At 67.4% G+C, this 23558-nt stretch carries 25 protein-coding genes and 1 pseudogene; 16 read left to right on the plus strand and 10 right to left on the minus strand.

Features of this window, described 5'->3' with window-relative positions:
* The first annotated feature begins 49 nt into the window (after nt 1-49).
* The 8 genes from BKH33_RS01055 (at nt 50) to BKH33_RS01090 (ending at nt 7944) form a co-directional block, all read left to right on the plus strand.
* Nucleotides 50-721, plus strand: a complete 672-nt coding sequence (locus tag BKH33_RS01055) for an NUDIX domain-containing protein (RefSeq protein ID WP_043538620.1) — start codon at nt 50-52, stop codon at nt 719-721.
* Between the two features lie 434 nt (nt 722-1155).
* On the plus strand, nt 1156-1890 hold the full coding sequence (locus BKH33_RS01060) for a helix-turn-helix transcriptional regulator (protein WP_003780316.1): 735 nt from the start codon (nt 1156-1158) through the stop codon (nt 1888-1890).
* The gene (gene sufB, locus BKH33_RS01065) at nt 1887-3326 is read left to right on the plus strand and encodes a Fe-S cluster assembly protein SufB (protein WP_076142451.1); all 1440 of its coding nucleotides are present in this window, start codon (nt 1887-1889) and stop codon (nt 3324-3326) included. The genes BKH33_RS01060 and sufB overlap by 4 nt, the downstream gene beginning before the upstream one ends.
* 93 nt (nt 3327-3419) lie before the next feature.
* A complete protein-coding gene (gene sufD / locus BKH33_RS01070; protein ID WP_003780252.1) occupies nt 3420-4685 on the plus strand; it encodes a Fe-S cluster assembly protein SufD in 1266 nt (421 codons plus the stop codon).
* 67 nt (nt 4686-4752) lie between these two features.
* Nucleotides 4753-5502: a Fe-S cluster assembly ATPase SufC gene (gene sufC, locus BKH33_RS01075; protein WP_003780259.1), complete on the plus strand. Its 750-nt coding sequence runs from the start codon at nt 4753-4755 to the stop codon at nt 5500-5502.
* 159 nt (nt 5503-5661) lie between these two features.
* Nucleotides 5662-7014, plus strand: a complete 1353-nt coding sequence (locus tag BKH33_RS01080) for a SufS family cysteine desulfurase (protein ID WP_076069203.1) — start codon at nt 5662-5664, stop codon at nt 7012-7014.
* A gap of 2 nt (nt 7015-7016) precedes the next feature.
* Nucleotides 7017-7514 carry a Fe-S cluster assembly sulfur transfer protein SufU gene (gene sufU / locus BKH33_RS01085; protein ID WP_003780285.1) on the plus strand — a complete coding sequence of 166 codons (498 nt, stop codon included), beginning with the start codon at nt 7017-7019 and terminating at the stop codon, nt 7512-7514.
* A gap of 34 nt (nt 7515-7548) precedes the next feature.
* Entirely contained in the window at nt 7549-7944 is a 396-nt protein-coding gene (locus BKH33_RS01090; protein ID WP_003780310.1) for a metal-sulfur cluster assembly factor, read from the plus strand.
* 25 nt (nt 7945-7969) lie between these two features.
* On the opposite strand, the gene BKH33_RS14015 is transcribed toward BKH33_RS01090, so the two are convergent.
* Both BKH33_RS14015 and BKH33_RS14320 read right to left on the minus strand, forming a co-directional pair.
* Complete coding sequence (locus tag BKH33_RS14015) at nt 7970-8365, minus strand: DUF488 domain-containing protein (RefSeq protein WP_043538622.1); 396 nt, start codon at nt 8363-8365, stop codon at nt 7970-7972.
* A 63-nt stretch (nt 8366-8428) separates the two neighbouring features.
* Nucleotides 8429-8989, minus strand: a pseudogene (locus BKH33_RS14320) (TetR/AcrR family transcriptional regulator); the annotation flags it as partial.
* Nucleotides 8990-9082: 93 nt separating this feature from the next.
* On the opposite strand from BKH33_RS14320, the gene BKH33_RS01105 reads away from it, so the two are divergent.
* Entirely contained in the window at nt 9083-9502 is a 420-nt protein-coding gene (locus BKH33_RS01105; protein ID WP_003780250.1) for a VOC family protein, read from the plus strand.
* Between the two features lie 34 nt (nt 9503-9536).
* On the opposite strand, the gene BKH33_RS01110 is transcribed toward BKH33_RS01105, so the two are convergent.
* The 3 genes from BKH33_RS01110 to BKH33_RS01120 form a co-directional block, all read right to left on the minus strand.
* Entirely contained in the window at nt 9537-11165 is a 1629-nt protein-coding gene (locus tag BKH33_RS01110) for a hypothetical protein (RefSeq protein ID WP_076069207.1), read from the minus strand.
* A complete protein-coding gene (locus BKH33_RS01115) occupies nt 11162-12169 on the minus strand; it encodes an ABC transporter ATP-binding protein (RefSeq protein WP_043538615.1) in 1008 nt (335 codons plus the stop codon). Before BKH33_RS01115 ends, BKH33_RS01110 begins: the two co-directional genes overlap by 4 nt.
* A gap of 69 nt (nt 12170-12238) precedes the next feature.
* Nucleotides 12239-13078, minus strand: a complete 840-nt coding sequence (locus tag BKH33_RS01120; RefSeq protein WP_003780315.1) for a MerR family transcriptional regulator — start codon at nt 13076-13078, stop codon at nt 12239-12241.
* 190 nt (nt 13079-13268) lie between these two features.
* On the opposite strand from BKH33_RS01120, the gene BKH33_RS01125 reads away from it, so the two are divergent.
* The 5 genes from BKH33_RS01125 (at nt 13269) to BKH33_RS01145 (ending at nt 17077) form a co-directional block, all read left to right on the plus strand.
* Complete coding sequence (locus tag BKH33_RS01125) at nt 13269-14018, plus strand: hypothetical protein (protein ID WP_003780286.1); 750 nt, start codon at nt 13269-13271, stop codon at nt 14016-14018.
* A gap of 121 nt (nt 14019-14139) precedes the next feature.
* The gene (locus BKH33_RS01130) at nt 14140-14478 is read left to right on the plus strand and encodes an S-adenosylmethionine decarboxylase family protein (RefSeq protein ID WP_003780296.1); all 339 of its coding nucleotides are present in this window, start codon (nt 14140-14142) and stop codon (nt 14476-14478) included.
* Nucleotides 14475-15242 (plus strand): hypothetical protein, encoded by a 768-nt coding sequence (locus BKH33_RS13485; protein WP_043538617.1) that lies wholly within the window; start codon nt 14475-14477, stop codon nt 15240-15242. The genes BKH33_RS01130 and BKH33_RS13485 overlap by 4 nt, the downstream gene beginning before the upstream one ends.
* A gap of 52 nt (nt 15243-15294) precedes the next feature.
* Complete coding sequence (locus tag BKH33_RS01140; protein ID WP_003780291.1) at nt 15295-15540, plus strand: DUF350 domain-containing protein; 246 nt, start codon at nt 15295-15297, stop codon at nt 15538-15540.
* Between the two features lie 10 nt (nt 15541-15550).
* Nucleotides 15551-17077, plus strand: coding sequence for a polyamine aminopropyltransferase (locus BKH33_RS01145; RefSeq protein WP_003780307.1), 1527 nt, complete (start codon nt 15551-15553; stop codon nt 17075-17077).
* 97 nt (nt 17078-17174) lie between these two features.
* On the opposite strand, the gene BKH33_RS01150 is transcribed toward BKH33_RS01145, so the two are convergent.
* The 3 genes from BKH33_RS01150 to ypfJ form a co-directional block, all read right to left on the minus strand.
* On the minus strand, nt 17175-17534 hold the full coding sequence (locus BKH33_RS01150) for a hypothetical protein (RefSeq protein WP_003780302.1): 360 nt from the start codon (nt 17532-17534) through the stop codon (nt 17175-17177).
* A 54-nt stretch (nt 17535-17588) separates the two neighbouring features.
* Nucleotides 17589-18098 (minus strand): flavodoxin family protein, encoded by a 510-nt coding sequence (locus BKH33_RS01155; protein WP_003780298.1) that lies wholly within the window; start codon nt 18096-18098, stop codon nt 17589-17591.
* Between the two features lie 190 nt (nt 18099-18288).
* Nucleotides 18289-19197, minus strand: coding sequence for a KPN_02809 family neutral zinc metallopeptidase (gene ypfJ, locus BKH33_RS01160; protein WP_003780317.1), 909 nt, complete (start codon nt 19195-19197; stop codon nt 18289-18291).
* A 157-nt stretch (nt 19198-19354) separates the two neighbouring features.
* On the opposite strand from ypfJ, the gene BKH33_RS01165 reads away from it, so the two are divergent.
* Nucleotides 19355-20419, plus strand: coding sequence for a quinone-dependent dihydroorotate dehydrogenase (locus BKH33_RS01165; RefSeq protein WP_003780304.1), 1065 nt, complete (start codon nt 19355-19357; stop codon nt 20417-20419).
* An 11-nt stretch (nt 20420-20430) separates the two neighbouring features.
* Here the strand turns inward: BKH33_RS01165 and BKH33_RS01170 are convergent, their stop codons facing one another.
* Nucleotides 20431-21447: an aldo/keto reductase family protein gene (locus BKH33_RS01170; RefSeq protein ID WP_003780274.1), complete on the minus strand. Its 1017-nt coding sequence runs from the start codon at nt 21445-21447 to the stop codon at nt 20431-20433.
* Between the two features lie 72 nt (nt 21448-21519).
* Nucleotides 21520-22128, minus strand: coding sequence for a DUF3043 domain-containing protein (locus BKH33_RS01175; RefSeq protein WP_003780311.1), 609 nt, complete (start codon nt 22126-22128; stop codon nt 21520-21522).
* A 41-nt stretch (nt 22129-22169) separates the two neighbouring features.
* Between BKH33_RS01175 and BKH33_RS01180 the strand changes: the two genes are divergently transcribed.
* Nucleotides 22170-23558 (plus strand): dipeptidase, encoded by a 1389-nt coding sequence (locus BKH33_RS01180; RefSeq protein WP_003780264.1) that lies wholly within the window; start codon nt 22170-22172, stop codon nt 23556-23558.

Raw genomic sequence — 23558 nt, forward strand, 5'->3', positions numbered from 1 at the left:
GCTAGGCGTGGATAGGACGGACAGCAGGGCCGCCAAGAATGGCGACGTCGTGAGTGACACGAGCAGGCTCGTCGACGTACGCGAGTCGGGACGGGAACTGGTCTCCAGTGAGCGGGTCTGGAGCGGGCCGATCTTCGCCGTCGACGCCGACCACGTGCGCCTCACCCCCGGCCAGGATCCGGTGGCCCGTCAGGTCGTCGTCCACCACGACGCCGTCGCCGTCGTCGCCCTGCGCGAGGGCGAGGACTCCTCTCAGCCCGACGGCGCCGCGGAGATCCTCATGGTCCGCCAGTACCGCCATCCCGTACGCGCCAGTCTGTGGGAGATTCCCGCCGGCCTGCTCGACGTGCCGGGGGAGGCCCCTGCCATCGCCGCCGCCCGCGAGCTCGCCGAGGAGACGGACTACGTCGCGGCCACTTGGAACACGCTGGCCGAGTTCTACGCCTCTCCCGGCTTCACCACCGAGGGGGCCCGGATCTTCCTCGCCCAGGACCTGAGCCTGCTGCCCGAGGAGAGGCGGACCCCGCGTGAGGCCGAGGAGGCCGAGTTCGTGCCCACCTGGGTGCGCCTCGATGAGGTGCTCGACGCTGTCATGGACGGGCGTTTGCACAACCCCTCCACCGTGCTGGGGGTCCTGGCCACCGCCCAGGCCCGTGCTCGCGGCTGGGCCGAGCTGCGCCCCGTCGACGCCCCCTGGCTGCGCAGCCCCGAGAGCCTGTAACCGTTGTGGGCTACGAGGTCGAGGCGGATGCTACGAGGCACGGTGCACGGCCACGACGGGCTCGCTGTGAGGACGCCCATGCTCATCTTTCATCGTCTCTGGACCGCCCGTTGACGCAGCCTCTCAGTAGCAGGAGATCGGGTTCCATGCCCTGAGGCTCAACTAGTTAGGTGTTCCTAGGTAAGGTTTGCCTTTGATTAGGGTGCGTGTTCAATCCCACCCTGCGACGCCCCGTCACGAACTTGCCAGTGTTGAATTCGGCAAGCATGATCTTGGTTAAACTCGTGGCACGACGACCAGCGACGCCCTGCAGCCGATCCTGGGCCAGCCCTTTGGCTGGTTCTCGGACTCCTTCGGCCAACAAGGACGTGGTCGAACCGGCCGCAACGTGGTCAGGCCGTGAGGCGTCGCAGCGACTATGGGGAGGAGCAGTCATGACACAGAGTGACGATGACTCTACGCGGGCGCGTGTGCTCGACCTCATCGCTGAGAAGGGCCCTGTCTCAGCGGCTCAGCTTGCCAAGGTCCTGAGTCTGACACCGGCCGCCGTGCGCAGGCACATTACAGCGCTCGAGGATGCCGAGCAGATCGAGGTCCACACCCCGGCCCTGACGGGCAAGCGCGGCCGTGGTCGCCCTGCCCGGCACTATGTTCTGACGCCCAAGGCCCGTACCTCCTTCGCGGAGGGCTACTCCGATCTGGCCAACCGCGCCCTGCGCTACCTGTCCCAGGTGGCCGGCGACAAGGCGGTCGACTCCTTCGCCGCGGCGCGGGGCCGTGACCTGGAGCGCCGCTATGCCGCCGTCGTCGAGTCGGCCGGCAAGGATCCCTCCGAGCGGGCGCGCGCCCTGGCCGATGCCCTCACCCTCGACGGGTACGCGGCCTCGGTTCGCGACGTCGGGGACGGCTCCTTCGCCATCCAGCTGTGTCAGGGCAACTGTCCGGTTCGCGATGTTGCCGGGGAGTTCCACGAGCTGTGCGATGCCGAGACGCAGGCGATCTCCCGCCTCGTCGGCGTCCCCGTCCAGCGTCTGGCCACCCTGGCCGGAGGCGAGCATGTCTGCACCACCCACATTCCGATCGCCATGCCCGCGCTGCGCAAGCGCGCGGTCCGGGCGGCGGCTAAGACGCGAGGCCTTGAGACCAAGCGAATGGAAGGAACCCGATGACACTGCCAACAACCGAGACTGTACGTAGCACCGACGACGAGATCATCGACTCGATCTCAACGAGCTACGACTTCGGCTGGCACGACTCCGACGAAGCCGGTGAGAAGGCCAAGCGAGGCCTTGACGAGCAGGTGGTTCGCGAGATCTCCGCCATCAAGGGCGAGCCCGAGTGGATGCTCGCCAAGCGCCTCAAGGCCTACTCGACCTTCGAGCGCAAGCCCATGCCCACCTGGGGGGTGGACCTCTCGCAGCTCGACATGGACGCCGTCAAGTACTACGTGCGCTCCACGGACCGGCCGGCCAACTCCTGGGACGACCTGCCCGAGGACATCAAGAACACCTACGACCGCATCGGCATCCCCGAGGCCGAGCGCGAGCGCTTGGTGGCGGGAGTCGCGGCTCAGTACGAGTCGGAGGTCGTCTACCACCAGATCCGTGGCGACCTGGAGGAGCAGGGGGTCATCTTCGTTGACACCGACACCGCTGTGCGCGAGTACCCCGAGCTCGTCCAGGAGTACTTCGGGACCGTGGTTCCAGCGGGTGACAACAAGTTCGCCGCCCTCAACACGGCCGTGTGGTCCGGAGGGTCCTTCATCTACGTCCCCAAGGGCGTCCACGTCGAGATCCCGTTGCAGGCCTACTTCCGCATCAATACCGAGAACATGGGTCAGTTCGAGCGCACGCTCATCATCGCCGATGAGGACTCCTACGTCCACTACGTCGAGGGCTGCACCGCACCCATCTACTCCACCGACTCCCTGCACTCGGCGATCGTGGAGATCGTGGTCAAGAAGAACGCCCGTGTGCGCTACACGACCATCCAGAACTGGTCCAACAATGTCTACAACCTCGTGACCCAGCGCGCCACCTGCGAGGAGGGCGCCACCATGGAGTGGGTCGACGGCAACATCGGCTCCAAGCGGCACATGAAGTACCCGGCCGTCTTCCTCATGGGCCCCCACGCCCGCGGCGAGGCCCTGTCCATCGCCTTCGCCGGCGCGGACCAGCACCAGGACACCGGCGCCAAGATGGTCCACATGGCGCCCCACACCTCCAGCCACATCGTCTCCAAGTCGATCGCCCGCCACGGAGGCCGCAGCGCCTACCGCGGTCTGGTGCAGATCATGAAGAACGCCCGCCACTCCAAGTCCAACGTGCTGTGCGACGCGCTCCTGGTCGACGAGATCTCCCGGTCGGACACCTACCCCTACGTCGACGTGCGTACCGACGACGTCGAGATGGGCCACGAGGCCACCGTCTCCAAGGTGAGCGCCGATCAGCTCTTCTACCTCATGCAGCGCGGCCTGACCGAGACAGAGGCCATGGCCACGATCGTGCGCGGCTTCGTCGAGCCCATCGCCCGCGAGCTGCCCATGGAGTACGCCCTCGAGCTCAACCGGCTCATCGAGCTGCAGATGGAGAACTCGGTGGGCTGAGACCGCCGCACCGCACCGTCTCAGCGAGCACCGTCAGCTATTCGAAACACACCTGATCACACCGGCCGGTTACCGGCCAAGGAGCACCTCCACATGCCTGAACTCTCCACCGACCACTCGAGCGCCACGCTCGAGGGCGCCCACTCCCACGGCGGGCCGCGCTACGTCTCCTCGCGCGCTGATCGCCCCACCTCCTTCGACCCCGCCGACATCCCGGTGCCGCGCGGACGCGAGGAGGAGTGGCGCTTCACGCCCATGAAGCGCTTCGCCCCGCTGTTCGACCTCGACACCATCCGCGCAGCCACCGTCGTAGGTGAGACCGATGCTGCCGCCATCCGCATCGAGACCGACCTTCCCGACGGCGCACGCCTCGAGACCGTCCCGCGCAGCGATGCCCGCATCGGTACCGTGGGCGCCCCGGTCGACCGCACCGGTATCACCGCCTGGAACGGTACCGATACCGCCACCGTGCTGACCCTGGAGCCCGGCGCCCGGCTGGAGCGAGCCGCCAGACTGAACGTCGTCGGCCAGGATGCGCAGCTCGCCCGCCCCACTGCCCAGCACATCCTCGTCGCCGCCGAGTCCGGTGCGAAGGGAACTGTCGTCCTCGACCACACCGGCACCGCCGCCCTGACCCAGGGCGTCGAGGTGACGGTCGCCGACGGCGCCGAGCTCACCCTGGTGACCGTCCAGGGCTGGGAGGACGCCGCCGTCCACGCCTCCAACCACCGGGTGAAGGTCTCCGGCCGGGGTGTCCTCAAGCACGTCGTCGTCAGCCTCGGCGGAGACGTGCGCATCTGCCCCGACCTGGGATTCTCCGGCGAGGGCGGCCACATCGACGCATACGGCGTCTACTTCACCGATGCGGGCCAGCACCAGGAGCACCGTCCCTACGTGGCCCACACCGAGCCCCACTGCTACTCCCGCGTCACCTACAAGGGAGCCCTCCAGGGCCAAGGTGCGCACGCCGTATGGGTGGGGGACTGCCTCATCGGTCAGGCAGCCCGTGGCACCGACACCTACGAGCTCAACCGCAACCTCGTCCTGACCGAGGGCGCCAAGGCCGACTCGGTACCGAACCTGGAGATCGAGAACGGCAACATCGAGGGCGCGGGTCACGCCAGCGCCACCGGCCGCTTCGACGACCAGCAGCTGTTCTACCTGCGTGCCCGCGGCATCCCCGAGACCGAGGCCCGTCGCCTCGTGGTCCTGGGCTTCTTCAACGAGATCGTCGCCGAGATCGGTGTCGACGAGGTTGAGGAGCGCCTCATGGCCGCCATCGAGAAGGAGCTCGAGCTCACCGGCCTCATCGCCGCCCGCACCGACCAGGACCCCGTCGCCGTACCGACAGCCGAGTGATTGGCCGGACCCCACAGCGGTCCGCCTACTCGTCACCAGACCCATTACCAGCCGAAAGAAACGTCGCATGAGTACTCTGCAGATCAAGAACCTCCACGTCCAGGTGGCCACCAATGACGGCCCCAAGCCCATCCTCAAGGGTGTCGACCTGACCATCGACTCCAACCAGGTCCACGCCATCATGGGCCCCAACGGCTCGGGCAAGTCCACCCTGGCCTACTCCATCGCCGGCCACCCCGACTACGAGGTCACCGACGGCGAGGTCCTCCTCGACGGCGTCGACCTGCTCGAGATGAGCGTGGATGAGCGCGCTCGCGCCGGCCTCTTCCTGGCCATGCAGTACCCCGTCGAGGTCCCCGGTGTCACCGTGGCCAACTTCCTGCGCACCGCCAAGACCGCGATCGACGGTGAGGCCCCCAAGGTGCGCCAGTGGGTCGGTCAGGTCAACCAGGCCATGAAGAACCTGCGCATGGATCCCGCCTTCTCCCAGCGCGATGTCAACGCCGGCTTCTCCGGCGGTGAGAAGAAGCGCTTCGAGATCCTCCAGATGGAGCTGCTGCGCCCCCGCTTCGCCGTCCTGGACGAGACCGACTCCGGCCTGGACGTCGACGCGCTGCGCATTGTCTCCGAGGGTGTCAACCGTCTTCACGACGAGACCGACGCCGGATTCCTCCTCATCACCCACTACACGCGCATCCTGCGCTACATCAAGCCCGACTACGTCCACGTCTTCGTCGACGGGCGCGTCGCCGAGGCCGGCGGCCCCGACCTGGCCGACCGTCTGGAGGAAGAGGGCTACGACCGCTACCTGGCCTGATCGGCCTCGTCCGTGCAGGAGCCGATGACGGCGCGCCGATCAGAGGCGTCGTCGTCGGTCTCCGCACGAGCAAGGGGTACTAAGGTTCTTCGTGATCTCAGCCCGCAGCCGTCGGCGACCATGCCCGGTACAGCTCGCATCGAATCGGAAAGGCACGCCATGACCCAGTCCACGGCCCCATCCACCGGGGCGCGTTCCGCCAGCGCGCTCAGTGCTGAGGAGGTTGCCGCGATCCGCGCCGGTTTCCCCTACCTGGAAAGACCCGCCCGCAACAGTGGGGCCCTGGCCTACCTGGACTGGGCCGCCACAAGCCAGAAGCCGGCCAGTGTCATCACCACGGAGGCCGACTTCTACCGCATCTCCAACGGTGCGGCGGGGCGCTCGACCTACCAGCTCGCCGACGAGGCCACCGCCACCTTCGAGGACGCCCGCGACGCCGTCGCCGCCTTCGTCGGTGCGCGCGGCAGTGAGCTCGTCTTCACCAAGAACGCCACCGAGGCCATCAACCTCGTGGCCCTGGCCATCGGGCACGCCAGCCTGGGCCGGCCTGCCTCCCGCGGTGGCGGGGCCGCCGCGGCTGATGACCCGGCTCGGCGCCTCATCATCGGGGAGGGCGACGAGGTCGTCGTCACCCGTGCCGAGCACCATGCCAACCTCGTGCCCTGGCAGGAGCTGTGCGCCCGCACAGGCGCCACCCTGCGCTGGCTGGACCTGACCGAGGACGGGCGCATCGATACCGGCACGCTGGACGTCATCACCGAGCGCACCCGCGTGCTGGCCCTGACCCACGCCTCCAACGTCACCGGTGCGATCAGTCCGCTCGACCTCATCGTGCCGCGTGCCCAGCAGGTCGGTGCGCTCGTCGTCCTGGACACCTGCCAGTCCGCCGCCCACCTCCCGCTGGACTTCCGCGCGCTGAAGGCCACCGGCGTGGACGCCATGGTTCTCTCCAGCCACAAGATGCTCGGCCCCACCGGTATCGGCGCGCTCGTGGCCACCGAGGAGCTGCTGGCTGCGATGCCGCCGGTGCTGACCGGAGGCTCCATGATCGAGGTCGTCACCATGGAGTCGTCGACCTTCATGAGCGGCCCGCCCCGTTTCGAGGCCGGCAGCCAGCCGCTGGCGCAGGCCGCGGGATGGCGCACAGCGGTGGAGTACCTGGCAGGAATCGGCCTGGACCGGCTCCACGCCACCGAGCAGGTGCTGACCCGGCAGGTGCTCGAGGGTCTCACCCAGGTCCCCGGACTGCGTTTGGTCGGCCCGACCGACACTACCGACCGCCTGGGCGTGGTCGCCTTCTCCATCGAGGGAGTCCATCCCCACGACGTCGGTCAGGTCCTCGACGCCGCCGGCGTCGCCGTGCGCACCGGTCACCACTGCGCCCAGCCGATCCACCAGCGCTTCGGCATCCACGCCTCCTCGCGTCTGTCCTTCGGGGCCTGCTCCACGCCCGAGGAAGTGGACCGCTTCCTGTCCGCCATCGCTGACGTCCGACGCTACTTCCAGAGGTGAGCATGAACGAACTCGACCAGCTCTACCAGCAAGTCATCCTCGACCACTCCCGCGAGCGCCACGGTTCCGGCGCCCTCGACGCCCCGGACGCCACCAGCCACCAGGTGAACCCCACCTGTGGTGACGATGTGACTCTGGGGGTGCGCGTCAAGGACGGAAAGATTGAGGCCGTCGGCTGGGAGGGGGATGGATGCTCCATCTCCCAGGCCTCCATCTCCGTCATGCACGACCTCGTCAACGGCGCCGACCTGGCCACCGTCGCCCGCCTCGAGGCGGACTTCGACACCCTCATGCACTCGCGCGGCAAGGGCGTCGACGACGCCGTCCTGGACGACCTCGAGGACGGTGCCGCCTTCGAGGGGGTCTCGAAGTACCCCAACCGCGTCAAGTGTGCCCTGCTGGGCTGGATGGCTCTCAAGGACGCCCTGGCCAAGTCCGGCGTCGCCCTGCCTTCCGTCGAGCAGGCAGGCCCCGAGTATCCCGACCGTCCCACTGCCTGATCACCGTCTGACCTCCGAGGAAGAAGGAGAAGCCATGAGCGAGAACCCCACCGAGGTGCCGGTCGGCACCGACAACCCCATGGCTGCCCAGCAGCCACCGGCCCCCGTCGCCAGTACCGAGGGCGTCGATGTCGCCGCCATTGAGGAGGCCCTGCGCGACGTCATCGACCCCGAGCTCGGTATCAACATCGTTGACCTCGGCCTGCTCTACGGGGTGTCGATCGAGCCCGACGGGACCGTCGTGCTCGACATGACCCTGACGACCGCGGCCTGCCCCCTGACCGATGTCATCGAGGAGCAGGCTCAGCAGGCCTTGTCCCTCATCGCGGACAACGTCCGTATCCAGTGGGTGTGGCTGCCGCCGTGGGGACCGGACAAGATCACCCCCGAGGGCCGCGAGCAGTTGCGCGCCCTGGGCTTCAACGTCTGAGACCCCGACCCTGCCGAAGACGCCGTCAGGCCAGGTCCTCCTCGACGCCGAGGACCGCCTCGCGCAGGACTCGCGCGTGGCAGTGGACGTGGTCGTGGCCGGCGAACAGGAGCGTCACCCGTCCCTTCAGAGCCTCGTCGCGCAGGTGCTCGACGGCGGCAACCGCCTCGGGCCGCTCGGTGAGCTCGGCCCGGTAGGCCTCGACGAACTGGGGCCAGGGCATCTCTCCACTGTGAAAGGCGCGGCGCAGCTCGGTGGTCGGGGTGGCGTCCTTGGCCCACTCATCGAGGTCGGCACGTTCCTTGGACACGCCTCGGGGCCAGAGCCGGTCCACCAGGACCCGTGTTCCGTCCTCGGGGTTGGGCTCCTCGCGGATACCTTTGAGCACCACGTTGTCAGAAGAAGGAAGTCGCTCGCTCATGCCGTCGACGCTACTCGCTTCTGCTGACGGTGCGATCCCATCGGCTCGCAGTGAACCGAGCATGCACTGCAATGCACCCATGGTGTCTTTCAGCGCCGTTGGCGAGTCGGTCTCAGCCAGCCACAACGCGGCCTCGTTCATCGCCCCGGACAGCAGATGAACCATGGGTTCCACTGGTCGGGAAACGAGGGTGCCATTCTCCATGAGGCTGGTCAGCACCTCCGTCAGGAGCCTCTCGGAGTATGCCCCGTCCATCTCCTTCCACTCGCGCCACCCCAGCACCGTCGGTGCGTCAATGAGCATGATCTGCCGGGTCTCGGGATTGCTGTAGGAGGCAAGGAACGCCTTGCAGCCTGCGATGAGCTCCTCCCACGGATCCGCGCCCGGCCGGGCCGCTGCCTGAACCCGGTCGGCGACCTCCTGCTGCACCTGCTGAACGACGGCCCGAAATAGATCGTGCTTGCCGGTGAAGTGGTGGTAGAGCGCACCCTTGGTCATTCCGAGAGCGTCGACGACGTCGCTTAGCCGCACCGCGGTGTAACCCTCGTTGGCGAAGCGCTGCCGCGCCTCGGTGATGAGTGCCGTCTGCGTCGCCCTGCGCTGGGCTGCTCTCGTTCCTGCCATGAAGCACCTCGACAATTGACATACCAAAAGTATGTGAACTAGTTTGACATACCAATGGTATGCGAATCCTTCGACGGCGCCTGGGAGGCGACAATGCGGATCCGAGACAACTACCCGATCATCGTCACTGACCGGAAGGACGAAGCGCGGGACTTCTGGCGGCGCTTCCTCGGCTTCCGTCCTGTTTTCGACAGTTCCTGGTTCACCTTGATGACGGATGAGGGCAGCGGGTCATCGATCGCCTTCATGACGCCGGACCACCCTTCTGCTCCTCCAGGACCCGATGCCTTCGCCGGAACCGGTGCCTGCTTCGAGCTGGAGGTCGACGACGCAGTAGCGGCTCATGCCGAGCTGACGGGCAGGGGACTGGCAGTGACGTACCCGCTCACCGACGAGCCCTTCGGCCAGCGCCGGTTCGGGTTCGCCGACCCCAGCGGGTTGTGGATCGACGTCGTCGAGCAGGTCGCGCCAAGGCCGGGATACTGGGACACCTACCTGCGGGGGACCGGCTGAGGCTCATGAGATCGCTGTCTTCCAGCACATCGTTCTAGGGGATTGCGGACGATGACGTCTGGCGGGTGAGGGAGCGCCGCGAGGCTGCAATCAGGCTCATGTCCCTGCGGGTCACCCCGAAGGCCGCCGTGGCCAGGCAGGCAGTGGCCACGGCAAGCAGCCACAGGCTCCCATTCTCACCCGCCTGGGCGAAAGGACCGGCATCTCGGATCCGCTTGGGCAGGTCGAGGACGCCGCCGAGCTGCGCGATTCCCAGCCCCACCAGTACTGGACCCCAAGCGAGCCCGCGTCCCCTGGGCCACGCCCCGCACAGCGCCGTGGCGATCGCCGCCGACGCCAAAGCGGCGGGCCACTGTCCGGCTACGAGACGCACGGCGTCGATCAGGTCCGTATCCAGCTCGGAGCGCCCGACGTACCCGGCCGCAACCGTCGCGCAGATGAGAGTCAGCCCGGATCCGAGAGCGGCCACCAGCCATGACGAGAGCAGAATCCGCAGAGGCCGGTTCCCGGTGGAGACCACCATCTCCAGGCGTCCGGAGCGCTCATCACCGCTGTAGCGCAACGCCAGCGACACGCCCTGGGCTGCAGCAAGTGCTCCTGCGAGCTGGCCGATGTACCTCAGGAACGCCTCGCCGGGATCGTCGCCGGCCAGAAGTGATCCTAGGGATCCGCCGCTGATACCGCCCTGTCGAGCCAGGTCGACGACGTCGCCTCCCATCGACACCAGCACCCCGGCCACGAGAGAGACCAGGAACGCCCACGCCAGACACTGGCTTCTGCTGAGTCTGACGGCCAAGGTCAGCGGCCCGCCCACTCTCAGCGATGGTGAGCGCCTCGCGGGCAGCTGCACCAGTCCCTGACCGAGATCCCTGTGAGAGGTCAGCACCCCGGCCAGCGCCAGCACCATGATGCTGGCCGCTACCGCGATGAGGACGGGGCCCCAGGAGTTCTCACCTCCGGGGTCCGCCGCCGTTCTCAGGCGGAAGGGAGACGCCCATCCCGCCCAGTTCCAGTCCTTGGAGGCTCTCATTCCGTTACCCGTGTACATGAGCCCCACGACCCCCAGTGCGACGGCACGGCCCGTGGCGGCGTCGGGAATCATCTGCGCAATGACGAGCGTCGCACAGGCCACTGCCAGCAAGGTGGAGGCGAGTACCGCGCCGTAGGCCGCGGCATCGGTGTCGTCGGCCTCCTCCAGAGCAAGCAGCCCTGCACCGGCACCGGCTCCCAGGAGCAGGCACTGGAGGACCAGGACGAGTCCCTGCCCCACCAGGCTCGCGATGGAGCCGGCTCCCGTGGAGCGGAGCAGCTCGGCGCGCCCCAGGTCCTCCTCAGTGCGTGTCAACGCCACCGAGCGCAGGGCTACGACGATGCTCAGCACCAGACAGGTGAGCCCTCCGAGCTCCCAGGTTGCCACCTGGACAACACCCGCGGTATCGGAGAGCCCGCCGTAGAGAAAGGTCGAGGTGTCGGAGACCTGGGCCGAGGCCACGGCCCGGGCCAGGTCTTCCGGTGAGGCGTAGGTGTCGCCGTAGCTGGGAGCCAGCAGGGCGGTCATCAGTCCCGTCACCACCGGCAGTGCCACGAGCCAGTTCCGTTCCTGGCAGAGCGCCAGATGGGCCGACTGCCAGATCGCTTTGAGGCTCTGCGGAACGGATGTCATCGCGCCGCCGCCTCATAGTGCTGGAGGAAGACCTCGTCCAGGGACGCAGGGGTACAGGTGACCTCCTGCGCGCCGGCGGCCAGCAGCTGACGCAACGTGGCCGGGACGCGGTCCGTGGGAACCGAGACGCTCAGCAGGCCGTCGGCGTCGGGGCGGAGCAGGGCGACCCGGGTGGGATCCTTGGTCGGGCTCCGTTGGGCTCCGCGCTCGCGGCGCAGCCACCGCGACCACCGATGACGCCTGGGAGCCGGGCTCTGCTCGGGAGGCAGCACGCAGGTGATCCGGGAGGCCCGTAGGTGCCTCAGTTCCTCAAGCCGCCCCGACTCCACGGTTCGTCCGTCCTTGATGATCGTCACCGAGTCGCACAGGCGGTCGACCTCAGCCATGATGTGGCTTGACATGAGTACAGTGCGCCCCTGGCCGGCCGCATCACGAACCGCGTCGACGAATACCTCGGCCTGGAGCGGGTCGAGTCCGGAGGTCGGCTCATCGAGGATGACCAGGTCACACGGCGCCGCCAGCGCCGCCACGAGCATGACCTTCTGCCGGTTGCCTTTGGAGTAGGAGCGGACCGGCTTGTGGGGATCCAGTCGGAAGGCCTCGATGAGCTCGGCCTCGCGCGCCCGGTCGCGTCCGCCGCGCAGGGCGGCGAGGGCATCAAGGGTCTGCGCCCCGGTGAGTGTGGGCCACAGCGCCACGTCACCGGGCACGTAGGTGCACCGGCGCGTGATGTGCTCGGCGTCGCGGTGCGGATCCATGCCCAGGACTTGCACCATGCCGCTGTCTCGACGGTACATGCCCAGAAGGACGCGGATGGTCGTTGACTTCCCCGAACCGTTGGGGCCCAGGAAACCGTGGATCTGGCCCGTCTCCACCTTCAGGTCAAGACCGTCGAGTGCGCGGAGGGGGCCAAAGGTCTTGACCAGCCCCGAGGCGTCGATGGCAGGGGAGTGATGCCGCGCGGGCAGTACGGACGCTGTAGGGGAGGCGGTGGTCGTTGGCATGCCCCCAGGGTGAGGTGTGACGCTGCGTCGTACGCAAAGCCCACGCGGCAGCATCCAAGCAAGTGCCGCTTACTCGCTCAGGCGCCATCGATCGATCGCGGTGAGGAACTCCCGTTCCAAGGTTCGGATGAGTCGTGCATCGGGGTAGCCGGTAGTGGCGATGAGGCGGAAGAGTGCCTGTACCGCCTCGGTGTCGACGCTGTTCGCCAGGTCCGCAAGGTGCTCAGGTGTCAGCCGAGCCTCCAATCGGGACACCATGTCCCGTGCGCGCTGTTCGATCTGCGCGTCTGACAGCTCGGCCGGATCCTGGGAGTAGAGGGCCAGTGACTCGGCGTCGTAGCGAGGATCCGGGTCGACGAAGAGGAACTCCGCCTCCGGGGGCATCTGACCGCGGTAGCAGGCCAGGTCGGTCAGGTCCCGCTCCTTGCGCACAGCGCAGCGGGTGGCCTCATCGGGAGCGGCCTGCTCCAGCCGGTCGAAGAAGGCCGCCATACGCGGGGACATCGGTGAGACAGTCGAACCAGTCCTGGCTCGCTCCAGCAGACCGGCGAGCATGTCTCTCTGCCTGGTCACCTCGGCCAGGTGGTCCTCCACGGCGGACAGGGCCCCGGCCAGGTCCTCGACAACGGAGCCGGCCGGTGGACGTGTTCCAGCTGCTTCCGCCACGGGAGCGTCGTCGATCTGCTCGACGCCGGTCGCCTCGGGCTCGTCGAGGACGCGTTTGATGGTCTCCAGGGACACACCGGCCTGGACCAGCCAACGGATCCGGGAGAGCCGGGCCACGTGGCCCAGGTCGTAGTCGCGCCAACCACCACGTTCATCGGGAACCGGAAGCAGCCCCAGCGAGTGGTAGTAGCGCACCGTGCGCACCGTCGTCCCGGTGAGCTCTGCGATCTCAGCAACGCGCATAGGGACAGTCTCACACGGCATCTGGATCATGATCCGCTCGGATCCGATTGGTGGGGGCGGACCATGGGGAGTTCGAACCGTTTGCCGGGACATGCCCACGTTGCTACTGTGCCCGCGTGATGACAGGCGGACCAGGCTACGACGGCGGCAGCGCTGCACCGTCTCTCCCTCCGCAGACGGGAGGGTCCTGGTGAACGGCACGCGAGCCAACTTGCAGGTCGGCGACATGCTGCAGGGAAGTGCGGGCACCCTGTCGGTCAGAGGCTGCCTGCTCTTCAAGGAGTGGGACGCCCAGGACCGCTGCTTCTACTACTGGGAGGAGTGGCAGCTCGTCGGTGGCAGCAACGCCGACACCTGGGTCGAGCTCGATCACGACCCCGGCGAGATCCTCTTCTACGAGCCCGTTCGTCTCCAGGAGGCGATTGAGCCGTGGGCCCTGACCGTCGGCCAGAGACTGCAGCTGACGATCAACGGCACTCCGCACCAGGCTCTCGTTGAGGAGGTCACCACCGGCACGCTCGAGAACGCCATCGGCTCTCCGGTGTGCCCGCTGAACATCGGCGAGACCATGACCTACGTCGAGCTGCGGCTGACAGACCCGGCCGGTGTGACCAGCCGACTGACCATCGACAGCCACCGTTTCCGTGACCTCCTGGCCTACCGCAAGACCTCCTTGTCCACTTCCCAGCAGAAGCAGCTCTTCGGGCGCGTCCTGTGCAACAGCCGACCCGTTGCCGGCAGAACCGGCCGGAACATCGGATGCGCTATCGTCGCCGCCATCGTCAGTGTTGTACTCGCCGTCGGACTGTTCTCCGCGTGCTCCAGCAGCAGCCGTTCCACTGGTGGAGCCGACTCCTCCAGCACCTCGGACTCGAGCTCCTCACGGACCTATCGTCACCGCCCGGTCTACGGAGGCGGCGGAGGCGGAGTGGGCAAGTAGGTCCGCACCCGTCAGCGACGGCGTGCCCGCCATGCGCTCCCGGCGCCGAGCGAGTGCGGATGGGGATCTCGCCCCGTTTGTCGGGTGCCTGCCCCGTTGCTACCGTGCTCGCGTGAGTGCGGTGAGCCTGTGTTCTGTCAGCTACAAGATCAGTGGGGCCGAGCCGCACGTGCTCAACGATCTCCCCACCGTCGAGTCGATTCTCCTCGACGCCGCCCGGAAAGCGGGACTGACTGCCGTCTCCAGTGCGCACCACCGGTTCGAGCCCCAGGGCCTGAGCGCCGTCGTCATTCTATCCGAGTCGCATATCGCCGCCCACACCTGGCCCGAGTCCGGCGACGGCTACGTGACGCTCACCAGCTGCCGTACGCTGACCCCCGCGCAGATCGAGGCCGTGGGGGAGATGGTGCGTCAGCGGCTTCAGGCCCAGCAGGTGATCAGCTCGGGGATCACACTGTGAGCATCAGAGGTGATCTGAGAGTCGGCGAGACGCTTCGGGGTTCCTTGAGGAAGAAGAGTCACTCCTACACCGTCATGGGGCGAGTTGTCCTGAAACGGCGGGATCAGCGAAGCCGGCGCCTCACTCGGTGGGAGCAGTGGCGCCTGATCGACGACAACAGCGAAGAGCTCTGGCTCGAGATCAATCGAGATACCAATATGGTTGTTCTTCACGAGCCGGTTCCTATTCAGCCGATGATCGATCCGCTCGCGCTCGAGGTGGGCCAGACCCTGCAGCTGAAGGTCAATGGTCGACCGTATTCCGTTGAGGTCAAGGACGTATACCGAGCCGATATTGACCATGAGACAGGAGCCGTCCCACATCTGACAGGAGCTGTTACAACAACGACATGCGTTGAGCTCCGGGTCAAAGGGGCGAGGAAGCCTCTCTCCAGCATCGTGATCGATGAGCATCGCCGCCGGGAGCGCGAGGCATATCGCATCACGACCCTCGCGCCTGAGCAGCAGTCCAAGATCTTCGGTCGGCACGTGAGTCGACCGTGGTGGGTGCCAGGCGTTGCACGAAGGCTCGGCCGGTGGATCTCCTCGGTAGGCCCTGGACTTCGGGGTGGTTGGAAGTCACCTCTATTCTGGCTCATTCCGTTTCTCATTCTGATGGCGATCCTTGCGTGGACTGATGATGACGATTTCAGTCCTGCGGAGGACGGCTCCGTCTTCCGGAACCGCTCGGTCTACGGCGGTGGGGGCGGCGGCGTCGGAAAATAACCTGGAGCCCACTGACTCAACCCCCTCGACGGTCATACACGAAGGAGAAGACATGTCGCTCATGACCATCGCTCACCACTCATCGGTCGACCTCAACTGGCAGTCACTGCTGAGCACCATCGTCTACGCGGTGCTCGGAGTGGTCCTGCTCATGGTGTTCGCGCTGCTGGTCAACCGCATCTTCCGTCTCGACCTCAGACGCGAGCTCATCGAGGACCAGAACATCGGCCTGGGGGTTGCCTTCGCCGGCACGGCGCTCGCGATCGCCATCATCATCGCCGCCACCATCCTGAGCTGAGCCGCACACCATGACCCACGGTCGAATCGGGCGACGAGAGAACGTCGCCCTGTTCACTGCGGCCTTGCTCGCCGCGATCGGCGGGCTCATCTACGAGCTCATCCTGGGCACGGCCGCCTCCTACCTCCTGGGCGACTCCGTCCTCAGCTTCAGTCTCGCCACCGGCATCACCCTGTTCGGCATGGGAATCGGCTCGCTGCTGGTCAACCGCTTCCGCGCCGCGCCAGCGGTCGTCTTCGGAGTCAGCGAGGTGCTTCTGGGCCTCATCGGCGGCAACTCCGTCCTCCTGCTGTACCTGGCCTTCGGACGCACCCGCCTGCACTGGGTCGTCTTCGGCGGCATCAGCCTGACCATCGGCATCCTCATCGGCCTGGAGATCCCGCTGCTGGTGCGGACCTTCGCCGCCTTCGGGCGCCGCTCGACCAGTGAGCTGCTCGGCAAGGTCATGGCCATCGACTACTTCGGCTCACTGGTGGCCTCCCTGGTCTTCCCCCTGGTGCTCCTCCCACAGCTGGGCCTCATGCGCGGGGCCTACCTGGTCGGGGCGCTCAACGTCCTGGTCGCGGTGCTCGTCCTGCTCCAGGTGCGCACACCTCGCAAGATCCTGTGGGCGGCCACCGCCGCCGTCGTGGCACTGGTCGGTATGTTCGCGGCCGCCAACCGCATCGAGCGCAGCGTGGAGGCGCTCACCTACAACGACCCGGTCGTCTACTACCAGCAGACCGCCTACCAGAAGGTGGTCCTCACCGACTACCAGGACGACCTGCGCATGTACCTCAACGGACAGCTCCAGTTCTCCAGCCTGGACGAGGCCAGGTACCACGAGACCCTGTCCGCCAGCGCCATGACCTCGGTGAAGGATCCTGCTCACGTCCTCGTGCTCGGTGGCGGTGACGGTCTGCTGGCCAGGGAGATCCTGCGCTACCCCAGCGTCAAGGACGTCACCATCGTGGATATCGACCCCGGCGTCACCGAGCTGGCGCGAAGCAACCGCCTGCTCAAGGACCTCAACAAGGCATCCCTGTCCGACCCCAGAGTGAACGTTGTCAACGACGACGCCTTCACCTACGTCCGAGACTCCAGGGCGACCTACGACGTCGTTCTCGTCGACCTGGTCGACCCCTCCAACGAGAAGCTCGCCAAGCTCTACTCCACCGAGTTCTATCGGAATGTCGAGGCTCGGCTGGCACCCGAGGGTGTCATGGTCACCCAGGCCACCTCCACGTTCTTCTCACCCCACGCCTTCTCCACAGTGGCCAGCACCGTTGCCACCTCCCAACCGGATCGGCAGATCCTGCCCTTCTCGACCAACATTCCCTCCTTCGGGGAGTGGGGCTTCGTGCTGTCCACCAGGACGCCTCAGAACCTCATCAGCCAGCCGCTTCCCGAGGGACTGACCTACCAGGACCGGGAGACCCTGGAGTTCATCATGCGAACCAAACCGGCCCGCACCGAGACCATGGAGCCCTCCACTCTCCTGCATCCGCGGATCGTCGAGGTCTACAACCGAGACATGCGGCAGTGGCGCTACTACTGAACCACCCAGGAAGAGGCGGCGAAGTCGGTTCGGTCTGAAAAGCTCCGGAGGCGACCTCGCCGCTGTGCCGTTACCGCACCGAGTAGGCCGCCTTACCTCATCTCAGGATTCTGATGGTCAGCCAGACCGCGATCCCGGCGATCACCACACAGCTCATCAGGGACACGATGACCGCCATGCCGAGGATGAGCAGATAGAGCATCGACGCCAGCGTTGCCAGCCAGATGAGCGCGACACGAGCAGCGCGAGGAAGTGCTGTCGCCAGGCAGGCCCCGGCTGCGACGGTCACCAGCCCGCTGACTGCGAAGCTCATGAAGTCGGGGTCAGTGACGTTGACGGACTTGAGCGTCCCTCCCCAGATGATGATGAGGAGACCGCAGACGGCCAGGCACGCCCCGGCGATGTTTCGTCCGCTCAGCCGCAGCCGGGGCGACTTGTCGTGGTTCGTTGCTGTCATGTTGCTGATTTCCTTCCGATGATGCGATGCGTAGTTGTCGCCAAGGCCCTGTCGTTATCTGGTGTTCGCCGAAGCCACGAGCTCGCGTCCCCAGCTGTGGGCGTCGGTCTTCTCTCCATCGGCCAGCGGACCCTTGCTCGCCGTGACCACGAAGCTCCTGACCGACACCGTCCGCCGACCCTGATGGCGCTGCAGCGCCTTGGCGATCGCCTTGGCCGCTGAACCGCTGAGCCAGCCCTTGGAGATGACCGTGTCGAAGGCGGCGGCGCCGGTGGATGCCGGGATCGCCGTGGTCTCCAGCCACCCGCCGATCCCGTGGGATGCCTCGCCCGACCCCGCCTGCTCACAGGCCTTGGCCCGCGAGGTCGCAGTCGGCAGCCCCCGGTTGTGGGTGGGGGCTCCCAGCACGAGCAGATCCAGGTCTGCGGGCAGGGCACTCGGAGCCTGGGAAACGTCGACGACCTGTGCGTCGACGCTGCCCTCGATCAGCCCGGCGGCGACGGCCTCGGCGATGGCCCGGGTATTGCCGAAGTAGGACTCAACAACGATGAGTGCCTTGGTCATGGTGTCCTCCTGAAGGCCGGTACCGGCGATGTCGCCGGTGACGTGTGCGTCATGAACCCACTGTCAGGTGTGACGCCACGTCGCACGCAAACGGGGCCCGCCGCTCAGAAGGCGACGGGCCCGTCAGACCGAGGAGATCGGTGGGTAGGGGAGACGAGTGAGAGCGACGAACGACGTCGCCGCGTCCGCCTCAGAGCTTGGAGGCGTCGACGGCGAAGGTGTTGCAGGCCTGTACCGAGCCGGAGTTCATCCCGGTGGTGAACCAGCGAACGCGCTGCTCGGAGGAGCCGTGGGTCCAGGTGTCGGAGTCGACGTGTCCCTTCGCCCGCTCCTGGATGTGGTCGTCACCGACGGCCTCGGCCGCCCCCAGGGCACCGCTGATCTCCTCGCTGCTGGGACGGCTGAGGAAGGGCTTGCCGGTCTCCGGGTCGGGGGTGGAGGAGGCATGGTTGACCCAGATTCCCGCGTAGCAGTCCGCCTGAAGCTCCAGGCGCACCGAGTCCGACGTCGCGCCACTGCCCGAGCGGTCGGCCTTGGCCATCTGCCCGGTCAGGTGCTGGATATGGTGCCCGAACTCATGGGCCACGATGTACTCCTCCGCCAAAGGAGTGTCCGTGGCCCCCAGGGACTTCTCCATCTCGGAGAAGAAGCTCATGTCCAGGTAGACCGTCTGGTCCCCTGAGCAGTAGAAGGGCCCCACCGCCGAGGAGGCGTTGCCGCAGGCCGAGGAGATCTGGGTGCCGTCCCACAGGACGAACTCGGGCTTGGCGTACTTGAGCCCCGCCTGGGCGGGCAGCTGATCCGTCCACACCGCGTCGAGGGACTCGGCGGTGGCCACCATGCGGCACTGGGTGTACTTGTTGGCGCTGTCCCCGCTGGTGCACACGGAGGTATCGATCGACGAGGCCGTCGGCCGCGTGGCCCCATTCTGCTGCTGCGCCCCCAGCATGGAGGACAGGTCCACCCCCGTGAGCTGGGAGATGAGGACGACGGCGATGACGGTCAGGATCGAGCCGCCGCCGATCATCGCTCCCCGGCCTCCGCCGGAACGGGTCTGGACCCGGTTGGGATCGATCTGGATATCGCGGTTGAAGGACACGGACCACCTCTCAGAGCACGCCTGCGACCAGGCTGGAACTGCCCCCACGCTACCGTGATACCGCCCCCGACGCGAAGCAAGGACCACCAGGGGCGGGACTGCTCGGACCGAGCGCGGTTGCGGAGCCGTGCCAACCGTGCCGGGGTAGCCTGGCACCGTGCTCTACGACCTGCTGTACAAGACCGTCCTGACCCGCATCGACCCCGAGCTGATCCACGACGTATGCATGGACGCCATCGAGCTGACTGGCAAGGTCCCCTTCATCAGGGACGTGGTGCGCCAGGTGTGCGGGCGCCGCCCCGTCTTCCCCGTCCCCTCGGCCAACCAGGGCGGTCCCTTCGCCCGCCCCGTTCCCGGTGTCCTGGGGCTGGCAGCCGGTATGGACAAAGAGGGACAGGCCGTCGAGGGCCTGGACATGCTCGGCTTCGGCTTCATCGAGGTCGGGACCTTCACCGCCCGTGCCCAAGGCGGTAACGACAAGCCCCGTATGTGGCGCTACCCGCAGATGCGCGCCGTGCGCAACCGCATGGGCTTCAACAACTCCGGAGCGGACGAGGCCGCCAAGCGGCTGCGCGCTCTGCGCCGCACCCCGCGGGGACGCTCCATCGTCGTCGGCGCGAATATCGGCAAGACCAAGGTGACGCCCCTTGAGGACGCGGTTGAGGACTACCGCTACTCGGCCAAGGCGGTGGCCCGGTGGGTCGACTACCTCGTCGTCAACGTCTCCAGCCCCAACACCCCCGGGCTGCGCAGCCTGCAGAGCGTCGAGGCGCTGCGCCCGATCCTCGAGGCCGTGCGTGAGGCCGCGGACCAGGCCGCCATGCGCCACGTCCCACTCCTGGTCAAGATCGCCCCGGACCTTGCCGATGAGGATCTCGACGCCGTCGCCGACCTGGTCCTGGACCTGGGGCTGGACGGGGTCGTGGCCACCAACACCACCATTGACCACGACCTGGGTGACGGCGGTCTGTCCGGAGCGCCTCTTCTGCCCCGCTCCCTGGAGGTCGTGCGCCGCCTGCGCAGCCGGCTGGGGGAGGGGCCCACCATTATTGGCGTTGGCGGTATCTCCTCCATCATGGACGCCGAGCTCATGCTCGATGCCGGAGCGGACCTGCTCCAGGCCTACACGGCCTTCATCTACAACGGTCCCGCCTGGCCGGGGCGGATCAACCGCGCCCTGGCCACCGCGTCGGCCGGTTCCGCAGTTCGTGCACTGCGCTGATCCCCGCCCCGTCAGGCGGGGCGCTTCTCGGGGGAGGAGGTCAGTGACGGGTCCCGCTCAACGACGTCGCCCAGGGCGATGTCGATGGCGGCCATGACGTCGTCGTCCAGGTGCACGCCTGAGGCCCTGACCGTGTCCGCCAGCTGCTCGGGGCGCGAGGCGCCCACGATCGCCGAGGAGACGGCCGGGTTGCGCAGGACCCAGGCGATCGCCAGCTGCGGCATGGTCAGCCCGAGGTCCTGGGCGATCGGGCGCAGGGCCTGGACCGCGGTGAGTACGTCGTCGCGCATCCACCGCGAGATCATCTGCCGGCCGCCCTTGTCATCAGTGGCCCGTGAGCCGGCGGGCGGCTCCTGGCCGGGCAGGTACTTGCCGGACAGGACCCCCTGGGCCATTGGCGACCACACGATCTGTCCCAGCCCCAGATCCTGGCTGGTGGGCACCACCCTGTCCTCGATGACCCGCCACAGGGCCGAGTACTGGGGCTGGTTGGACACCAGACGGAAACCCATCTGCGTGGCCAGCTCCTGGCCGGCACGGATCTGCTCGGCCGTCCATTCCGAGACCCCGATGTAGAGGGCCTTTCCCGCCCGCACGACGTCGGCGAAGGCCTGCATGGTCTCCTCCAGCGGCGTCTCGTGGTCGTAGCGATGGGCCTGGTAGAGGTCCACGTAGTCCATGCCCAGGCGCGTGAGGGAACCGTTGATGCCCTCCATGATGTGCTTGCGCGACAGACCCACGTCATTGGGGCCCTTGGGGCCGATGGGCCAGTAGACCTTGGTGAAGACTTCCAGGGACTCGCGGCGCCGACCGGCCAGCGCGCGCCCCAGAACCTCCTCGGCGACCGTGTTGGCGTAGACATCGGCGGTGTCGAAGCTCGTGATTCCCAGGTCGAGGGCCGTGTGAACGCATTCGATGGCCGTACCCGCCTCCACCTGGGAGCCGTGGGTGAGCCAGTTGCCGTAAGTGATCTCGGTGATCTTCAACCCGGATGAACCCAGGTGCCTGTATCCAACTGTGTGTTCCATAACACCACCCTACGGTACGGTCCCACGACGTGGAACCGTCGCGGGACCGGGGCGGGTCGGACGAGCGCGGGTTCAGGAGGGGTACTGGCCCCGTTTCACCAGGGTGGCCGGACGGCGCCAGCGCCGCAGCATGAAGCAGCGCGACATGATGTAGAAGAAGATCATTCCCTCGTTCTTGACCCGCTCCTCCCCGAACTTCTTGTGAAGACGGCGGCGCAGCCGGTTCCAGCACCAGACGGCGTCGACGATCGCGAGCAGCAGGTAGCCGTTCATCGCCAGCACGGCGTAGAAGCTGATCACCGGGTACTGGGGCAGGATGTGGTTGAACCCGAAGGAGAGGATGAGCAGGACGAAGATGAGGGGCATGAAGAACTCGCCCAGGCTGAAGCGCGCGTCGACGTAGTCGCGGATGTAACGCTTGACCGGCCCCTTCTCCCGGGATGGGAGATACTTCTCGTCACCGGTCACCATGGCCTCACTCTGCCGCTTCCAGGCCTCGTCGCGGGCCGCTCGCGCCTCTCGCTTGGCGGCCTTGCGGTCCTTGGGAACCACGGGGTGCAGATTCTTGGCCTGCTGGTCCCTGCGCTTGGGAGTGGGGCGCCCTTTGCCAACGGGCTTGGGGGCGGGCTCGGCTGCAGGCTCCGGCTCGGGGGTCTGGCTGCGCTTCTTGAACAGGCTCACGGTGCACAGACTAACGGCAGCGGCACGATACCCTGAAAACCATGATCACCGTTGATGCCGTGCGCAACGCTGTGCACACCTCCATGCCCGCCATCGTCTCGGACCTGACCGATCTGGTCACGATCCCCTCGGTCTCCGCCTCCAGCCACGACCAGTCCCAGGTCCGGCGCTCCGCCGAGGCCGTGGCCTCGCTCCTGCGCGACAGCGGTCTGGACGCCGAGATCCTCTCTGTGCCCGCCCCGGACGGCGCCCCCGGCAGGCCCGCCGTCCTGGCCCACAAGGCGGGCCCCCAGGGCAGCCCGCACGTCCTGCTCTACTCCCACCACGACGTCCAGCCCGTCGGTGACCCGACCGGATGGGACCAGGCCGATCCCTTCACCGCCGAGCGGCGCGGTGAGCGACTCTTCGGTCGCGGGACCGCCGACGACAAGGCCGGTGTCATCACCCACGCCCACGCCCTGCGGACCCTGGCCTCCCTGGCGGACGGCGAGCTGCCCTGCTCGGTGACGGTCTTCATCGAGGGGGAGGAGGAGGTCGGCAGCCCCTCCTTCGAGAGCTTCCTGACCACCTACCGTGACCGGCTCGCCTCCGACGTCATCGTCGTGGCCGACTCCTCCAACTGGAAGGTCGGCACGCCGTCCCTGACCACCCTGCTGCGCGGCGTCGTCCAGGTCGATGTCCGCCTCGACATGCTCGATCACGCGCTTCACTCCGGCCAGTACGGCGGCCCGGTCCTGGACGCTGCCACCGCCATGTGCCGTCTGATCGCCTCCTGCCACGACGAGGCCGGTGACGTCGCCATCGCCGGGCTGGTCAGCCGGCCTCAGGCCGATGCCGACTTCCCGGACTACCCGGAGGCCGACTTCCGCGCTGACGCAGGGGTCCTCGACGGCGTCGAGCTGGTCGGCACCGGTGATCTCACCGCACGGCTGTGGACCAAGCCCTCCCTGACTCTCATCGGTATGGACGTCACCCCGCTGGACCTGGCCGGCAACGTCCTGACCCCCTCGTGCACCGCCCGCCTCTCGCTGCGCATCGCGCCGGGGCAGGACCCCGCCGAGGCGCAGGCGGCACTGGTCGCCCATCTGGAGAAGCACGTGCCCTTCGGCGGCCGGCTGACCGTCGAGGGCCGCGAGGCCGGTCCGGCCTTCGACGGCTCCGAGACCACCCCCGCCTCCGAGGCTGCCCGCTGGGCGCTGTCCACCGCCTGGAGCACCGAGGCCGTCAACATCGGCCAGGGCGGTTCCATCCCCTTCATCGCCACTCTCAAGGAGACCTTCCCCGAGGCCCAGGTGCTCGTCACCGGTATCGAGGACCCCGACACCCGCGCCCACAGTGAGAACGAGTCCATGCACCTGGGCGAGCTCGAGCACATCGTCGTCGCAGAGGCCCTCCTGCTGGCCCGACTCGGCGACGCCATCGCCTCATGA

The sequence above is a fragment of the Actinomyces naeslundii genome, from assembly GCF_001956585.1.
GTDB classification, from domain to species: domain Bacteria; phylum Actinomycetota; class Actinomycetes; order Actinomycetales; family Actinomycetaceae; genus Actinomyces; species Actinomyces naeslundii.

Excerpts from the sequence above, each read along its gene's own strand:
- BKH33_RS01180 (WP_003780264.1), top strand. The coding sequence starts at position 22,170 with ATGATCACCGTTGATGCCGTGCGCAACGCTGTGCACACCTCCATGCCC.
- sufD (WP_003780252.1), top strand. The coding sequence starts at position 3,420 with ATGCCTGAACTCTCCACCGACCACTCGAGCGCCACGCTCGAGGGCGCC.
- BKH33_RS01115 (WP_043538615.1), bottom strand. The coding sequence starts at position 12,169 with ATGCCAACGACCACCGCCTCCCCTACAGCGTCCGTACTGCCCGCGCGG.
- sufC (WP_003780259.1), top strand. The coding sequence starts at position 4,753 with ATGAGTACTCTGCAGATCAAGAACCTCCACGTCCAGGTGGCCACCAAT.
- BKH33_RS01080 (WP_076069203.1), top strand. The coding sequence starts at position 5,662 with ATGACCCAGTCCACGGCCCCATCCACCGGGGCGCGTTCCGCCAGCGCG.
- BKH33_RS01145 (WP_003780307.1), top strand. The coding sequence starts at position 15,551 with ATGACCCACGGTCGAATCGGGCGACGAGAGAACGTCGCCCTGTTCACT.
- sufB (WP_076142451.1), top strand. The coding sequence starts at position 1,887 with ATGACACTGCCAACAACCGAGACTGTACGTAGCACCGACGACGAGATC.
- BKH33_RS01155 (WP_003780298.1), bottom strand. The coding sequence starts at position 18,098 with ATGACCAAGGCACTCATCGTTGTTGAGTCCTACTTCGGCAATACCCGG.
- BKH33_RS01150 (WP_003780302.1), bottom strand. The coding sequence starts at position 17,534 with ATGACAGCAACGAACCACGACAAGTCGCCCCGGCTGCGGCTGAGCGGA.
- BKH33_RS01140 (WP_003780291.1), top strand. The coding sequence starts at position 15,295 with ATGTCGCTCATGACCATCGCTCACCACTCATCGGTCGACCTCAACTGG.
- BKH33_RS14015 (WP_043538622.1), bottom strand. The coding sequence starts at position 8,365 with ATGAGCGAGCGACTTCCTTCTTCTGACAACGTGGTGCTCAAAGGTATC.
- BKH33_RS01060 (WP_003780316.1), top strand. The coding sequence starts at position 1,156 with ATGACACAGAGTGACGATGACTCTACGCGGGCGCGTGTGCTCGACCTC.
- BKH33_RS01120 (WP_003780315.1), bottom strand. The coding sequence starts at position 13,078 with ATGCGCGTTGCTGAGATCGCAGAGCTCACCGGGACGACGGTGCGCACG.
- sufU (WP_003780285.1), top strand. The coding sequence starts at position 7,017 with ATGAACGAACTCGACCAGCTCTACCAGCAAGTCATCCTCGACCACTCC.
- BKH33_RS01110 (WP_076069207.1), bottom strand. The coding sequence starts at position 11,165 with ATGACATCCGTTCCGCAGAGCCTCAAAGCGATCTGGCAGTCGGCCCAT.
- BKH33_RS01090 (WP_003780310.1), top strand. The coding sequence starts at position 7,549 with ATGAGCGAGAACCCCACCGAGGTGCCGGTCGGCACCGACAACCCCATG.
- BKH33_RS01105 (WP_003780250.1), top strand. The coding sequence starts at position 9,083 with ATGCGGATCCGAGACAACTACCCGATCATCGTCACTGACCGGAAGGAC.
- BKH33_RS01170 (WP_003780274.1), bottom strand. The coding sequence starts at position 21,447 with ATGGAACACACAGTTGGATACAGGCACCTGGGTTCATCCGGGTTGAAG.